The 14,410-nt window shown below is 65.3% G+C and carries 13 protein-coding genes; 9 read left to right on the forward strand and 4 right to left on the reverse strand.

The features are described 5' to 3' along the window. Window positions 1-20 precede the first annotated feature (20 nt). The 4 genes from LB519_RS12235 (at window position 21) to ptsP (ending at window position 4,326) form a co-directional block, all read left to right on the forward strand. Window positions 21-782 (forward strand): PTS glucitol/sorbitol transporter subunit IIC, encoded by a 762-nt coding sequence (locus LB519_RS12235; protein WP_013529328.1) that lies wholly within the window; start codon window positions 21-23, stop codon window positions 780-782. Window positions 783-798: 16 nt separating this feature from the next. Then, window positions 799-1,800 (forward strand): PTS glucitol/sorbitol transporter subunit IIB, encoded by a 1,002-nt coding sequence (locus LB519_RS12240; RefSeq protein WP_013529329.1) that lies wholly within the window; start codon window positions 799-801, stop codon window positions 1,798-1,800. Between the two features lie 109 nt (window positions 1,801-1,909). Further along, window positions 1,910-2,290: a PTS glucitol/sorbitol transporter subunit IIA gene (locus LB519_RS12245; RefSeq protein ID WP_013529330.1), complete on the forward strand. Its 381-nt coding sequence runs from the start codon at window positions 1,910-1,912 to the stop codon at window positions 2,288-2,290. A 56-nt stretch (window positions 2,291-2,346) separates the two neighbouring features. Beyond that, window positions 2,347-4,326 (forward strand): phosphoenolpyruvate--protein phosphotransferase, encoded by a 1,980-nt coding sequence (gene ptsP / locus LB519_RS12250; RefSeq protein ID WP_224620145.1) that lies wholly within the window; start codon window positions 2,347-2,349, stop codon window positions 4,324-4,326. Window positions 4,327-4,339: 13 nt separating this feature from the next. On the opposite strand, the gene LB519_RS12255 is transcribed toward ptsP, so the two are convergent. Next, window positions 4,340-5,137, reverse strand: coding sequence for a hypothetical protein (locus LB519_RS12255; protein WP_224620146.1), 798 nt, complete (start codon window positions 5,135-5,137; stop codon window positions 4,340-4,342). A 156-nt stretch (window positions 5,138-5,293) separates the two neighbouring features. Between LB519_RS12255 and LB519_RS12260 the strand changes: the two genes are divergently transcribed. Further along, the gene (locus tag LB519_RS12260; protein WP_024503720.1) at window positions 5,294-6,304 is read left to right on the forward strand and encodes a sugar-binding transcriptional regulator; all 1,011 of its coding nucleotides are present in this window, start codon (window positions 5,294-5,296) and stop codon (window positions 6,302-6,304) included. On the opposite strand, the gene LB519_RS12265 is transcribed toward LB519_RS12260, so the two are convergent. The 3 genes from LB519_RS12265 to LB519_RS12275 are packed head-to-tail and all read right to left on the reverse strand — an operon-like array spanning window position 6,291 to window position 9,464. Next, complete coding sequence (locus tag LB519_RS12265; RefSeq protein WP_013529334.1) at window positions 6,291-7,142, reverse strand: TIGR01459 family HAD-type hydrolase; 852 nt, start codon at window positions 7,140-7,142, stop codon at window positions 6,291-6,293. The genes LB519_RS12260 and LB519_RS12265 overlap by 14 nt on opposite strands. Next, window positions 7,139-8,413, reverse strand: a complete 1,275-nt coding sequence (locus LB519_RS12270) for an FGGY-family carbohydrate kinase (RefSeq protein ID WP_164920012.1) — start codon at window positions 8,411-8,413, stop codon at window positions 7,139-7,141. The genes LB519_RS12265 and LB519_RS12270 overlap by 4 nt, the downstream gene beginning before the upstream one ends. Window positions 8,414-8,420: 7 nt before the next feature. Beyond that, the gene (locus tag LB519_RS12275) at window positions 8,421-9,464 is read right to left on the reverse strand and encodes a class II aldolase/adducin family protein (protein WP_013529336.1); all 1,044 of its coding nucleotides are present in this window, start codon (window positions 9,462-9,464) and stop codon (window positions 8,421-8,423) included. Window positions 9,465-9,656: 192 nt separating this feature from the next. Here LB519_RS12275 and LB519_RS12280 point away from each other — a divergent pair, with 192 nt between their 5' ends. The 4 genes from LB519_RS12280 to LB519_RS12295 are packed head-to-tail and all read left to right on the forward strand — an operon-like array spanning window position 9,657 to window position 14,345. Beyond that, window positions 9,657-10,433, forward strand: coding sequence for a DeoR/GlpR family DNA-binding transcription regulator (locus LB519_RS12280; RefSeq protein WP_224620147.1), 777 nt, complete (start codon window positions 9,657-9,659; stop codon window positions 10,431-10,433). After that, window positions 10,430-11,809: a carbohydrate kinase gene (locus LB519_RS12285; protein ID WP_224620148.1), complete on the forward strand. Its 1,380-nt coding sequence runs from the start codon at window positions 10,430-10,432 to the stop codon at window positions 11,807-11,809. The genes LB519_RS12280 and LB519_RS12285 overlap by 4 nt, the downstream gene beginning before the upstream one ends. Next, complete coding sequence (locus LB519_RS12290) at window positions 11,806-13,350, forward strand: sugar ABC transporter ATP-binding protein (protein ID WP_024503725.1); 1,545 nt, start codon at window positions 11,806-11,808, stop codon at window positions 13,348-13,350. The genes LB519_RS12285 and LB519_RS12290 overlap by 4 nt, the downstream gene beginning before the upstream one ends. After that, on the forward strand, window positions 13,347-14,345 hold the full coding sequence (locus LB519_RS12295) for an ABC transporter permease subunit (RefSeq protein ID WP_027162931.1): 999 nt from the start codon (window positions 13,347-13,349) through the stop codon (window positions 14,343-14,345). Before LB519_RS12290 ends, LB519_RS12295 begins: the two co-directional genes overlap by 4 nt. Window positions 14,346-14,410 lie beyond the last annotated feature (65 nt).

Raw genomic sequence — 14,410 nt, forward strand, 5'->3', positions numbered from 1 at the left:
GGGTGGCATAAGGAGGAGAAATGTCTGTATTTTCGTTGTTGGCGCAGCATGCCGACATGGCCGTGCACAATCTGCATGTCGCAGGTGCCATGGTTTCGGATGCCGCATTGCATGGCAAGCTCGCTGTCGAGCATGCCTCCGACCATCTCGTTGTCCTCGCACAAGCGGACAGCGGACCGATCACCGTCGATCAGTTCAAGGAAAAGCTGAAGGACGTCCAGCAGGAAGAGCAGCTCGGCTGGCTGACCGCCATCGGCAAGTATTTCATCGGCATCTTCCAGAAGGGCGGCGAGGTCTTCGCCGGCTTCGTCACCGGCATCATTCCGACGCTGGTGGTGCTGATGACGGCCTTCTATGCCGTCACCGAACTGGTCGGTGAAGAGCGCGTGCATGGCCTGGCGCGCGGCGCCGGCCGGATCGCGCTGACGCGCTACACGCTTTTGCCGCTGCTGGCGGTGTTCTTCCTCACCAATCCGATGGCCTATACGTTCGGATCGTTCCTGGAAGAAAAGCACAAGCCAGCCTTCTATGACGCGGCCGTGTCCTATGTGCACCCGCCGCTCGGCCTGTTCCCGCACATCAATCCCGGCGAGTATTTCGTCTGGGGCGGCATTCTCGTCGCGCTGCTGGAGCTGGAAAAGAAGGGCGTCGTCGTCGCCGGCTACCACGTCAAGGTGGCGATCTGGTACGCCATCGTCGGCCTCGTCGTCATCCTGCTCAAGGGCATGCTGACCGAACGCATCACCGCGATCATGGCACGCCGCCAGGGCGTCGAGCTGTAAGGGCGGGGAGGACATCATGGCCAAGACATATAAAGCCGTAAAGATCTCCCAGGGCAAAACCGGCTGGGGTGGCCCGCTCATCATCGAGCCGACCGAACAGCGCAGCAAGGTGGTTTCCGTCACCGGTGGTGGCATTCACCCGGTGGCGCAGCTCATCGCCGACATGACCGGCGCCGAGGCCGTCGACGGCTTCAGGGCACCGCCGATCGAAAGCGAGATGGCGGTTGTCGTCGTCGATTGCGGCGGCACCGCACGATGCGGCGTCTATCCGCGCAAACGTATCCCGACCGTCAATCTGACGCCGGTCGGTCAATCCGGGCCGCTGGCCCAGTTCATCACCGAGGACATCTACGTTTCGGGCGTGAAGCCGGCCAACATCACAATGGCGGACGGATCCGAAACGATCACGACTGCAGGGGGAGCAGCAGCGATGAGTTCAAACAACAATGCGACCGCGGCACCACAGCCGCTGCCGAGCGAAGGTGGGCTGATCGGCCTCATCAGCACGATCGGCCGCGTCATGGGACGTATCGTCGGCATCTTCTTCAATGCCGGCCGCCGCACCATCGACCAGGTCATCCGCAACGTGCTGCCGTTCATGGCCTTCGTGACCATGCTCATCGGTCTGATCCTGTATACCGGCATCGGCGATGTGCTGGCGCAGCCGATGGGTCCGCTGGCCAACAACATCGTCGGCCTGCTGATCATCTCGGCGATCTGCGGCCTGCCGTTCCTGTCGCCCATCCTCGGGCCAGGCGCTGTCATCGCGCAGGTCATCGGCGTCGCCATCATCGGCCCGCAGATCGCCAACGGCACGATTTCGCCGGCAATGGCACTGCCGGCGCTGTTTGCCTACAATACCCAGGTGGGCTGCGACTTCGTCCCCGTCGGCCTGGCGCTCGGCGAGGCCAAGCCTAAGACGATCGAAATCGGCGTTCCGGCGGTGCTCATCAGCCGCCAGATCATGGGTCCGGTCTCGGTGCTGATCGCCTGGGTCGTCAGCCTGATCGTGTTCTAAGGCAATTCCGGGAAAAGCGCACAATGCTTTCCCTTGGAAACTGCGTCAAAACAAAGAGATAGAGCGGTTCACCGCTCTAGGGAAAGTTTGAGAAAATGAGGTTCGCCATATGACGGTTCTTTTGAGAACACGGGTCACTGCCATCGGCCCCGAAGTGGCGGACCTTGCCGAAGGGGGCGTGGTCATCCTGTTTGCGGATGGCTCGCCGCCGGAGCTTGCCGAGGTTTCGGTGCTCCACAAGGCGGAGCAGGGACCAAGTGACGGAGCGCCCGCCAAGGGCGCTTCGATCACCCTCGGCCCGGTTGCCGCTGTTATCACAGCGGTCGGCTCCAGCGCGTGGAGCAAGGTGCTGGAAATGGGTCATGTCGTCATTTCGTTCAACGGCGCTACCGAGGCCGAGAGACCGGGCGAGATCTGTGCGTCGCAAGTCGATCCGCAAGCGCTCGTGGCCGCCCTGAAGACCGGCGCGATCATCACCATCGCCGCCTGACAGCATTCGCGCCGCGGCCCATGTTGGGAGCGGCGCCCAAAACCAGAGTATTTGCCATGGAACGCTCGACCATCGTCAGAGTGCATGAAGGTTTGCACGCCCGTCCCGCGACGCGGTTCGTGAAGCTCGCCAAGGGCTTCGAATCCGACGTCGAACTGATCAAGGACGGCAAGGCGGTCAGCGCCAAGAGTTCGGTCAAGCTGATGCTGCTGGCGGTCAAGGAGAACCAGGAAGTCACGGTGCGGGCGAATGGCGCCGATGCCATCGAGGCGCTCGAGGCGCTGATCGGCTATCTCGAGAATCCGCGGGCCGGCCTCGATGATGAAGCGGAAGCGCAGAGCCCAGCCAACGATGCCGGGCAGGAAGCGGCACCCGCGCCGGGATCCGTGCCGGCGGCACCTGGCGGGGCAAACCGCTTGCGTGGCGTGGCCGCCAGCGAAGGTTTCGCCATCGGCCCGGCCTTTGCGCATTTCCCACCCGATATCGCCGGACAGGGCCGCATGTTGCGGGCCGAGGAGATAAAAGGCGAGATCGACAGGTTCCGCACGGCTGTCGGCGCGGTCCAGGCCCGCATGGATCATGCGTTGGCGCAGGACAGCCTGTCGGCTGGAGACCGCGGCATCGTCGCCGCGCTGCGCGATATCGCCGCCGACGACAGCCTGACTGGTGAGGCCGAGGGCCTGATCAAGGGCGGCAACGACGCGGTTTCCGCCGTCATCACCGCCGCCTCCACCATTGCCGCCGAATTCAGCGCCGTCGACGATCACTATCTCAACGCGCGGGCAGATGATGTCCACGCCGTTGGGCGGCAGATTTGCCTGGTGTTGCTGGGCCAAGACGATGTCAGCCTCGAAAACATCCCCGAAGGGGCTATCCTGATCGCCGACGACATCGGCGCCTGGGATCTGGCACGCGCGCCGCTGAAGCGTATCGGCGGCGTGGTGTGCGGCCATGGCGGCGCCACCTCGCACATCGCCATCATCGCGCGCTCGCACGGCATTCCGGCAGTGCTCGGCCTCGGCGACCAGGTCAATGCCTTGCGTACCGCGCGAGACGTCGCGCTCGACGGCAATGCCGGCCATGTGATCATCGACCCCGACGAGGCGACCCGTGCCGATTTCGCCGGCCGCGTCGAAGCGGCGGCAAAGGAGCGCGCCGGGCTGACCGTCTTCAAGACGGTGACGCCGAAGCTCGCCGACGGCAGGATCATCGAGGTGGCGGCCAATATCGGCTCACTCGAGGAAATCGAAGCGGCGCAAGAGGCTGGTGCCATGGGCATCGGCCTGTTCCGCACCGAGCTTTTGTTCATGCGCCATATGCATCTGCCCTCGGAAGACATGCAGGCCGAGACCTATGCGGCGCTGGCCAAGGCTTTTGCGCCTTATCCGGTCATTGTGCGCACGCTCGACATCGGCGGTGACAAGCCGATTGCCGGCATCGAATTTCCCGACGAGGAGAATCCCTTCCTCGGCTGGCGCGGCATCCGCATGTGTCTCGACCGGCCCGACATCTTCAAGCGCCAACTGCGGGCGCTGCTGCGCGCAGCCGTGCACGGCAACATCAAGGTGATGCTGCCGATGGTGTCCGACCTCTCGGAGGTCAGGCAGACGCGCGTGCTGGTCGACGAATGCACGGCCGAGCTGAAAGCCGAAGGCGTGCCGCACGCATCATTCGATCTCGGCGTCATGATCGAAACCCCGGCCGCCGTGCTCATCGCCCCGGCGCTGGCCAAGGAGGTCGCTTTCTTCTCGATCGGCACCAACGATCTGACCCAGTACATCATGGCCGCCGACCGGCTCAATCCGACCGTCGCCAAGCTCAACGACGTCACCAATCCGGCCGTCATGTCGGCGATCGAAATGACGGCAAAAGCCGGCGTCGCCGCCGGTATCATGGTCGGCATGTGCGGTGAAGCGGCCGGCCGTCCGGATCTGATTGCGACCTTCGTGAAGATGGGGCTGACCGAACTCTCGATGAGCCCGGCTTCGATCCAGCGCGCCAAGAAAGCGATCATGGCCATGGTCGCTGAAGGCTAGCCAGGCCGGCTGACTACGGCAGATGGGCAAGCAAGGTGGCGAAGACCGGTGTCAGTTCAGCGATCGGGTTTGCCTTGGCGCAAGCCTGAACGATGCGATCGTGGCGAATATCCGCCGCCAGGATCGCGATCTCCAGCATATCCGGCTCCGGCGCGCCGTCGCTGCCGGTGGTCGCCAGGCCGCAGGCCAAAGCGAGCGGCGCCAGGCAGCTTATGTCGAGCGCCCCGCCGCCCGCCGGCGTTCCCGGCACGGTCTCGGCAAAGCGAACGGGACGCTGATTGAGGCACTCGACCAGCAGCGCCGAGCAGGTGGCCGCGATTGCCTGCAGTCCGGCACCCGGCGCGGCCAATGCGGCCAGGAGATCGCCATGCCGCTTGCGCATCGTGGCATGGACGGCCGCGAAATCGGCTTCGTGGATGCGGGCATTGTCGATGTTCAGGCCGGCAAGCACCGCTTTGGTCAGATAATACATATCGCGCCGGAACAGGCGCTCGGCGTCCAGTTGGCGATCCTCGTTGCCGACCGGGAAATAGGTGCCGAGGCCCTTCACCGTGGTGCCGTCCACCTTGATCGGGCGCTCATGCGGGACGAAAGCTTCGGCGATCGACAGTGCTTCGTCGACGGCACTCGCGGCATGGCTGAGCAGGCCTTCGATGCCCTTGCCTGGAAACGGCGGCAGATGGCTGGTTGCTTCGCGCAGGATACTGGCGTCGCCGCTGCCGTCATGGCGGCTCTGGCGGATGATTTCGCGGACTTCCCGCAGCCGGTCCTTCAGATTGACGCGGACATCTTCGGAGATTTGTCGGAGCATCGCGGATCGCCTTGAAATTTGCTGCGGATAGCCGACCGGGGCAGCCGCCACTCTCTACATTGTTCCTATCGATAGGTAGATCAATAGGCGATACTAGACCAGCATGCAGAATCGGCGGCGGCGCCCTCGTCCGTCGCCGCAGGGGGAGAGACAGACTTGGGCAGACGACGACAGGGCGAAAGCGAAGACGGTCGAGGCGAGGCAACCGAGCTGGTCGCCAGCGAAAGCCGGACGGATCGCCTCAGGATTCGCGCCGCCTGGATGTATTTCGTCGAGCAGATGACGCAGAACGAGATCGCCGACGTGCTCGGCGTCGGTCGCGTCACCATCGTGCGCATGCTGGCGGATGCCCGGGCGCGCAACGAAGTGAAGATCACCATCGAGAGCGAATTGTCGGAAATCGTGCGGCTTGAGCGCGCATTGGAGAAGACGTTCGGGCTGCAGCAGGCTCTGGTGGCGCCGCTTTCGGCAGCCGATGCCGATCCCATACCAGCGATCAGCGCCAAAACCGGCAGCTTCCTGTCGGACACGATGAAGTCCGGCATGCGGGTCGGTGTCGGCTGGGGGCAGACGCTGTTCTCGAGCCTGCCCTTCATCAGCGCCAAGTCGCTCACCGACTTCAAGGTGATTTCGCTGCTTGGCGGTGTCGGCGTCGTGCGCCGGGTCAACCCAGCCGAGTTCGCCTGGCGCTTCGCTCAGATATTCCAGGGCGACGGCTATCTGATGCCGACACCAGCCGTGGTCGACAGCGTCGAGACCAAGATCGCCCTGATCGAGCGCTGCGGCCTGCAGGAGATTTTCGAAATGGCCGACGTGCTCGATGCCGTTCTGCTGAGCGTCGGCGGGATCGCCTCGGCCACCACCTTCTCTCGTGGTGGCTTCCTCAAGGAGGCGGATCGGGAGGCCCTGCTTGCGCGTGGCGCCGTGGGTGACCTCCTGTTCCATTTCTTCGACCGCAACGGCGATCTGGTCGACCACCCCGTCAACAGCCACGTGATGTCGGTGGATGTCGACCGTCTGCGCAAGGCACCGATCCGCATCCTCACCTCCGGTGGCGAGGAGAAAACCGAAGCGCTGCTCGGCGCCATGACCCTCATCGCCCCAACCATCCTGATCACCGACGAGGAGAGCGCGCGGCGCATGCTGGAAGCGGTCAGCGGAAGCTGAAGCTGTCCATGATGTAGTCCGGCCAGGCCTGCTGTTCGTTGAAAACAGCGGCGAGATCCGGTGTGTCCGCCAGTATTCCGCTCAGCACCAGCGCGGTGGCGAGGCCGGTGCTGTTTCCCCCCGATATGTCGTGTTCGACGCTGTCACCGACGCAGACCACGGTGCGACGGTCCGGCTCGCCGGCCAGCGCCAGCGCGGCTTCGAAAATCGCCGTGTCGGGCTTGCCGATGCGGGTAACGCTGCCGCCCAGGCTCTCGTAGAGATCGGCCAGCCGGCCGGCGCCGAAGCGAGGGCCAACGGCCGTCAGCATGATCATGTCGGGATTGGTGCAGAAACACGGCACCCGCCGCTCCGCCGCCGGCGCGAACAGCCTGCGATAATGGTCAAGGTCAAAGCGGTCACCCTCGCTGGCCGCGATCAGCACCAGCTCGGCCTCATCTCCGGACCCGGTCAGCGCAAATGGCAGGCTTTCGATCGCGGAGCGGTCATTGTCGCGGCTGATCAGCAGGCATTTTGTCCCCGGGCGCAGCTTTCCCGACGTCGCCATCTCCCCAAAGGATCGCCACGCCACCTCGCCGGAAGAAACGAAATGATCCCAGCTTCCCGCTTCGAAGCCGAGTTTCATGAGCCGGCTTTCATTGGGTTGAGCCCGCCTGCCGGAGTTCGAAACCAGCACCACGGTCTTGCCGGCGCGTTTCAGCGCCGATAGCGCTGCCACCGCGCCTGGATAGGGCCGCGTGCCGTCATGCAGCACGCCGAACTGGTCGAGCAGAAACACATTATAGCGCTCCGCCAGCGGCCCAAGGCCGTCGAGACGTTCGATCGTTTTCGCGCTCATAGGAGTCCTGCCCGGCTTGCACCCATCAGCGCCAGCCGCGCCGTGCCGGCGGCGGCCTCGTCGGAAAGCGCGGGCAGGAAATCGACGCCGAGCCTGCGACGCCGGATTGCCGTCCAGGCCGGGTTCGCTGCCCCGCCTCCGACGCTCCTGACCGATATCAGCGTGGGCGCGCCGAGTTCGGCAAGCCTGTCATAGCCGAGCGCTTCGATCGCGGCGATGCCTTCGAACATCGCTTTCAGATAATCGGCGTCGTCCGCCGGCCGCGGCGCAAGGCGAGGCGGCAGCGCCGGATCGGCGATCGGAAACCGTTCGCCCGTGGCGGGAAGCGGATAGTAATCGAGGCCGGTGCCCGTCTCCGGGTCGATTGTCGCGCTGAGTTCGATGATACGGGCGAGCGGAAAGTGCTGGGCCAGCACCTTGCCGCCCGAGTTCGAGGCACCGCCCGCCAGCCAGGCGTTGCCGAGCCGATGGCTGTATATGCCGAAGCGCGGCGCCGAAATCGGCCGGTCGGACAGAATCTTGATGGTCAGCGAGGATCCCAGCGCAGTGACGCCGTCGCCGATCGCGGCAGCACCGGTCGCCAGGAACGAGGCGCAGCCATCCGTGGTGCCGGCGACGACGGCCACATCGCGCGGCAAGCCGAACAGTTCCCCGGCTTCCGCGGTGAGGGCGCCCGTGACCTCGCCCGGCACGACCACGCGCGGCAGCAACTCCATGCGCATTCCGGTCGCCGCGATCCATTCCGGCCAGCGGCGGGCCTCGACATCATAACCTGTCTTCAGGGCATTGTTCTCGTCGCTGACATCGAAGCGGCCGGAGAAGTTTCCGGCAATCCAGTCGGCCTGATGCAGCACCATTGCAATACCCGGCAGATGCTGGAAGCGCAGGGCCTTGGCGAGGCCGGATGTCGCTCCGTGCGCTGCACTTGCAGCCGGCGCGGTGCGGGCGATCGCGGCCAGGATGTCGTCGTCATCGACCTTGTCGTTGTACATCAGCGGTTCGGCCAGCGGCCGCCCGGCGGCGTCGACCGGCAGCAGCGTGCCGGAGGTGCCGTCGACGGCGATGGCGCGGACCGCCGTGCGGTCGATGCCGGAAAGCAGCTCCGTCAGCACCGCCTTCACCGCTTGCCACCACGCCGTGGGGGCTCGGCCATCGCCGCCAAACCTGTCGAGTGGGACGGCCGAATGCCCGGCTATGGAAAAGTCAGGGCGCATGGCGACGGCGCGCGCACCTGATGTGCCAATGTCGATGCCGATGACAAGTGGCATCATGTCCATGCTAGCCGCCAGCCGCGTTGAGCTTCTGGCGATACTGCTCGGCGTCCCAGTTGACCAACTCGTCATTCTCGGAAGCGGTGAGATAGTTCAGCCGCGCGGCGATGTCGATGCGCGCCGTCACGTCGGCGAGGCAGCGTTGCATGGCATCGGCGCCGGCACTGGCGTCGCCGCGCATCAGCACGCCTGCGCCGGGAAACAGGATCGCCGCAGGCGACGTGCCCAGTCGTGCAACGACATCAGCCACGGCCTCGCCTGGCTTCGCCACGACGGAGCCCTGGCCGAGGAAGATGACGTGGTCCGGATAGAGGCTGCCGGCCTGCGCCACGCGGCGGCTCTCAGGGTCGAGCGCAACCGCATGCGCTTCGACATCGGCCGGCAATCTGTAGCCGCTGTCGCCGGCGAGCGCGGCCAAGGCGTCGAGGTCGGGTGCGGCGGTCGCGCGCGCCGGCCGGGCCAGCAATGACCTGATACGGCGCAGCAGAAGCTCCGCCCCGGCGACGGTTTCGGCAGCGACGACCAGACCGTGATTGCCAAGGATCAGCACGTCGACACCAGGCCGCAGTTTTTCGGCAATGCCGCGTGCAAGCGGCAGGCCGGGCCGGAAATAGGGCACATAGGCCCATTCGATGCCATCGAGCCGCTTGGCGACCTCGGCCTCGCCATCGGCCTGCACGGCAAGCGAGATGGTGTCGACGCAATGGACATGCAGAACGACGCGCTGCGGCATCAAAGCGTGCACCGTGGTCTCGATCGATGGCCGCAGGCCGCGCGGGTTGAGCGCTGCAATGGTGAAACCCTGCGGCTGGTCGGCGGCGCGATCGCGCTGTTCGACGGCTTTCAGCAGCGGCGCCATCGCCACCGGCACCATGATGTCATCGACGAGCGCGTCTTTCAGCCAGGTGCCGGAGGCCTTGATCCACAGCGTGTCGCCGGCTTTCAGCGAGGTGTTGCCGCCTGCCGCCTGGGTGAGATGCGGGCTCCGCCCGATGCTGGCCGAAAGCGCCCGCAAGGCCGCCAGTTCCTGCGCGTCAGCTTGGGTCGCCATGGCGCTTTTCCTCCAACGGCTCGGCCGTGTCCTGCGCGAAATCCCGTTGCCGGGATCGAATTGGCGCTGATATCGCAGAAACGAGTGATCTACGTCAATAGTGATCTACTGTCATCAAACACGCTTGCAATCCGACTAATGTTGAGTAAGTTACGCCAATTGCCATGGAAAATGGCATCCGGGAGGAAAGAATTGAGCGACTCCGGCCGTCAGCGTCAGATCGTCGAACTGTTGCGGGATCGTCCGTTCGCTTCGGTGCGCGAGTTGCAGGAGCGGCTTGGCGTTTCAGCCGCGACGGTCAGGCGCGATATCGACAGGATCGACGAGGCCGGCGAAGCGCGGAAGGTCTATGGCGGCATATCGGCGCTCGACGGCGCTTCCCAGGCCGGTGTTGCCTACGCCAGGCCCTACGACGAGAACCGCGACCTTGCGGTCGAGGCCAAGCGGCAGATCGCCGCTCTCGCGGCGACCATGGTGCGCGACGGCGACGCCGTCATCGTGCATGGCGGCTCGACCTGCTTCCATCTGGGCGTCAAGCTCGCCGAGCGCAACATCCGCCTCTACACCAACTCGATGCCGCTGGCGGCCTATCTCAGCGACCACGGCCATTGCAGCCTGACGGTTGCGGGCGGTGATCTGCATCGCGAACCCGGCATCATCCATTCGCTCAGCCAGACCGTGCCCTTCTATGCCTCCAAATTCTTTCTCGGCGCGCAAGGCCTTGGCCAGGAAGGCGTGATGGAATCGCACCCGCTGCTGGTACGCTCGATCGTCGATCTCAGCCTTTGCGCCGACCAGATCGTGGTGCTGGCCGACAGCCGCAAACTGTCGATCCACGCGCGCAATGTCGCGTTGCCGCTTTCCCGCATCGGCACGCTGGTCACCGACGACGGTCTCTCCGACGCCGATGCGCGCATGCTGGAGGACGCCGGCGTCATGGTGCGGATAGCCTCGGGAGCCATCCAGTGAAGGTGGCTGTCCTCGATTTCGGCAAGACCAATTCGAAGCTGTTCGTCTTCGGCCAGGACGGGCGGATCATCGACGAGCGCCGGACACAGCCGAAATGGGTGCGCCAAGGCGTCTTCAGCGTGCTCGACGAGGCGGCGCTCCACCATTGGGCGCTCAGCGCCGTTGCCGATGCGGTCGACCGTCATGGTGTGGAAGGGGTCATGGTGTCGGGCCATGGCTGCACCTTTGCCTTGGTCGACGAAGCGGCGCTGACGCATCCGATCCTCGATTACGAGCAAGAGCCGCCGGCCGAGATTGCCGCGCGGATCGATCGCCGCATTCCGGACTTTTCCGAGACCTTTTCGCCGCGGCTGCCGCTCGGCTTCAACTACGGCCGCCACATGCTGTGGCTGCAGGAGGTCGATCCCGACGCGTTCGCTACGTCGAAATCGATCCTCGGCTATCCGCAATACTGGAGCTGGCGCCTTGGCGGGCGGGCGGTCTCGGAAGTGTCCTATCTCGGGTGCCATTCGCATCTGTGGGCGCCGCGGAGCCAGGACTTTTCCTCGCTGGTCGACGCGCAGGGCTGGCGTGGCCGGATGCCTGGCTTCGAGCGCGCCGGCACCGTTATCGGCGAGCACCGCCTCGGCGCTGCGGCGCGACCGATCGCCATCCACAACGGCGTCCATGATTCGAATGCGGCGCTCTATGCCTATCGCCGGCAGGAGCTTGGCCCGGTCACCGTCGTTTCGACCGGCACCTGGGTCGTCGTGCTCAATCCGGATTGCCCGCTCGACGCACTCGACCGGGATCGCGACATGCTGGTCAATGTCGATGTCGGCGGCGGCCCGGTGCCGACCATTCGCTTCATGGGCGGGCGCGAATTCGCAACCATCAGCGGCGGCTGGCAAGGCGAGATCGCCCGTCCGGTGGTGCAGCGGGTGATCGATGCCGGCATCATGGCGCTGCCGAGCTTCGCGCCAGGTGGGCCGATGCCCAGTCAGTCCGGCCGGCTGGTGGGGCGCACGCCCGATGCCGAGGAACGCGCGGCGGCGGCGCTGCTCTACGTCGCGCTGATGGTCGATCTGTCGCTCGACCTCATCCATTCGAACAACACGGTGATCGTCGATGGCGGGCTGAACACAGGCGGTGTGTTGGCCGGCCTGCTGGCGCAGTTGCGTCCCGGCCAGGCTTTCCTGCAGGGCGCCACGCTGGAGGGCAGCGCCACGGGTGCAGCGGCGCTCGCCTTCGAGAGCGTCGGGCGCGAATTCGCCGCCGAAGTTCCAGAGCCGGTGCACGCGTCGCGTTTCACCGGGTTGGCAGGCTATCGCAGCAACTGGCGTGACGCCACGATGGACCAGAGCGTCGCCGGTGCGGCAGTGGGAGGCGCGCGATGAGTGCGATTGCCCAGGCTGAGACGGCGCGCCAGCCGGTGCTGGAGATGCGCCACATCTCCAAGACGTTCGGCGCGATCCGTGCCTTGCACGATGTCTCGCTCAGCGTCCATGCCGGGGAGCTGCACGCCCTGATGGGCGAGAACGGCGCCGGCAAGTCGACATTGATGAAAGTGCTTTCAGGCGCCTATCGGCCGGATGCCGGCGGCGAGATCCTGATCGACGGCATGCCGGCTGCGACCGGCGATCCGATCAAGGCGCGCGCCAGCGGCGTCGCGGTGATCTATCAGGAGCTGTCGCTGGCGCCCAATCTGACGGTGGCGCAGAACATCTTCCTCGGCAACGAGCCGCGACGCTTCGGCATCGTCGATCGCGACCAGTGCACGCGGCGCGCCAGCGAGATCATCAAGCGGCTCGGCGTTTCCTTTTCGGCCCGCGACATGGTCTCCAGCCTGTCGCTCGGCGAGCGCCAGCTGGTCGAGATCGCCCGCGCGCTATCGACCAATGCGCGCATCATCGTCATGGACGAGCCGACCACGTCGCTGACCTCGCGCGAGACCGACCGGCTGTTCGAGGTCATCGCGACGCTGAAATCGCAAGGCATCGCCATCATCTACATCAGCCACCGCATGGAAGAGGTCTACCAGCTTGCCGACCGCGTCAGCGTGCTGCGCGACAGCGGTTATGTCGGCACGCTCGAGCGTGCCGACCTCAGTGCCTCGCGCCTCGTCTCGATGATGGTCGGCCGCGATTTGTCGGCTTTCTACAAGAAGGATCATCGGCCGCCGGATGAAAAGCGCGCGGTGGCGCTCTCGGTGCGCGCCATGTCCGACGGCCGTCTCCTGAAAAACTGTTCGTTCGACCTGCACAAGGGCGAGGTGCTGGCGCTGGCGGGTCTGGTCGGTTCCGGCCGCACAGAGCTTGCGCGGCTGATCTTCGGCGCCGACAGGCACATTTCAGGCACGCTGGAACTCGACGGCAAACCTGTAACCATCGGCTCGCCGCGCGAGGCGCTCGATGCCGGCATCGCCTATCTGACCGAGGACCGCAAGGAACTCGGCCTGTTCCTCGACATGTCGATCTCCGACAATATCAGCATGGGCGTGCTGGCGCGGGATTCGCGCGCCGGCGGCTTGCGCGACTTCGCGGCCGCCGAAAGGCGTGCTTCCAAGGCCGTTGCCGATCTCTCCATCCGCACCAGTTCGGTGCAGGCCAATGCCGGCTCGCTGTCGGGCGGCAACCAGCAGAAGGTGCTGCTCGCCCGCCTGCTCGAGACCGAGCCGAAGGTCGTCATCCTCGACGAGCCGACCCGCGGCGTCGATGTCGGAGCGAAATCGGAAATCTACCGGCTGATCGACAATCTCGCCAAGCAGGGCATCGCCATCCTGATGATCTCCAGCGAACTGCCCGAGGTGATCGGCGTCGCCGATCGCGTGCTGGTGATGCGCGACGGAAAGATATCGGGCGAGGTGACGGCATCGCAAGGCGAACCGCTAAGCCAGGAGGAAATCATGGAACTTGCAACGGGAGCGGCCCAGCAATGACCGACAAGGCGACCGAGATCAGCGCAGGCGGCCAGGCGACCGGCACGAGCCGACGGTTGCGCACGGCTTTCGCTGCCCTTGGCATGCTGCCGGTGCTGATCCTGCTGGCGGCCGGCTTCCAGTTCCTGAACCCGCGCTTCCTGACCGAGACCAACCTGTTGATCGTCACCCAGCAGTCGTCGATCAACATCGTGCTGGCGGCCGGCATGACCTTCGTCATCCTCACCGGCGGCATCGACCTGTCCGTCGGCGCCATCCTCGCCGCATCGGCGATGGTGGCGGTGATCGTATCGCTGGTGCCGGACTGGGGTTTGCTCGGCGTGCCGGCGGCCATTCTGGTCGGCCTCGGCTTCGGCCTCATCAACGGGCTGCTCATCGCCTACATCAAGCTGCCGCCCTTCATCGTCACGCTGGGTTCGCTGACCGCGGTGCGCGGTGTCGCCCGCCTGCTCGGCCAGGACACGACGGTGTTCAATTCGGACCTGCCGTTCGATTTCATCGGCAACGGTTCGCTGTTCGGCATCCCGTGGCTGGTCATCATCGCGCTGTCGGTGGTGGTGCTGTCCTGGCTGGTGCTCAAGCGCACCGTGCTCGGCACCTGGATCTACGCCGTCGGCGGCAATGCGGAAGCGGCGCGGCTGACCGGTATCAAGGTGCCGCTGGTGCTGCTCTTCGTCTATGGCGTTTCCGGCCTGCTGGCCGGCCTCGGCGGCGCCATGTCGGCGGCCCGGCTCTACGCCGCCAACGGCTTGCAGCTGGGCCAGTCCTACGAACTCGACGCCATTGCCGCGGTCATTCTCGGCGGCACCAGCTTCGTCGGCGGCGTCGGCTCGATCTGGGGAACGCTGATCGGCGGCCTGATCATCGCGGTGCTCTCCAACGGGCTCATCTTGGCCGGTGTCTCGGACATCTGGCAGTACATCATCAAGGGATTGGTCATCATCGTGGCGGTCGCCCTCGACCGCTACAGGCTCCAGGCAGGAGCAAGAACGTGATTGACCTTAGTCGCCGGCGTCAACGACCGGTTTGTGTAACGCACCGTGAGAGGCGCGGGGCAATC

Origin of the sequence: Mesorhizobium sp. AD1-1 (assembly GCF_020164655.1) — a bacterium.
GTDB classification, from domain to species: Bacteria; Pseudomonadota; Alphaproteobacteria; order Rhizobiales; family Rhizobiaceae; genus Mesorhizobium; species Mesorhizobium ciceri.

What these genes read in the sequence shown, in the direction of transcription:
- LB519_RS12235 (WP_013529328.1), top strand. Translation starts at nt 21, where the DNA reads ATGTCTGTATTTTCGTTGTTGGCGCAGCATGCCGACATGGCCGTGCAC.
- LB519_RS12240 (WP_013529329.1), top strand. Translation starts at nt 799, where the DNA reads ATGGCCAAGACATATAAAGCCGTAAAGATCTCCCAGGGCAAAACCGGC.
- LB519_RS12245 (WP_013529330.1), top strand. Translation starts at nt 1,910, where the DNA reads ATGACGGTTCTTTTGAGAACACGGGTCACTGCCATCGGCCCCGAAGTG.
- ptsP (WP_224620145.1), top strand. Translation starts at nt 2,347, where the DNA reads ATGGAACGCTCGACCATCGTCAGAGTGCATGAAGGTTTGCACGCCCGT.
- LB519_RS12255 (WP_224620146.1), bottom strand. Translation starts at nt 5,137, where the DNA reads ATGCTCCGACAAATCTCCGAAGATGTCCGCGTCAATCTGAAGGACCGG.
- LB519_RS12265 (WP_013529334.1), bottom strand. Translation starts at nt 7,142, where the DNA reads ATGAGCGCGAAAACGATCGAACGTCTCGACGGCCTTGGGCCGCTGGCG.
- LB519_RS12270 (WP_164920012.1), bottom strand. Translation starts at nt 8,413, where the DNA reads ATGATGCCACTTGTCATCGGCATCGACATTGGCACATCAGGTGCGCGC.
- LB519_RS12275 (WP_013529336.1), bottom strand. Translation starts at nt 9,464, where the DNA reads ATGGCGACCCAAGCTGACGCGCAGGAACTGGCGGCCTTGCGGGCGCTT.
- LB519_RS12290 (WP_024503725.1), top strand. Translation starts at nt 11,806, where the DNA reads ATGAGTGCGATTGCCCAGGCTGAGACGGCGCGCCAGCCGGTGCTGGAG.
- LB519_RS12295 (WP_027162931.1), top strand. Translation starts at nt 13,347, where the DNA reads ATGACCGACAAGGCGACCGAGATCAGCGCAGGCGGCCAGGCGACCGGC.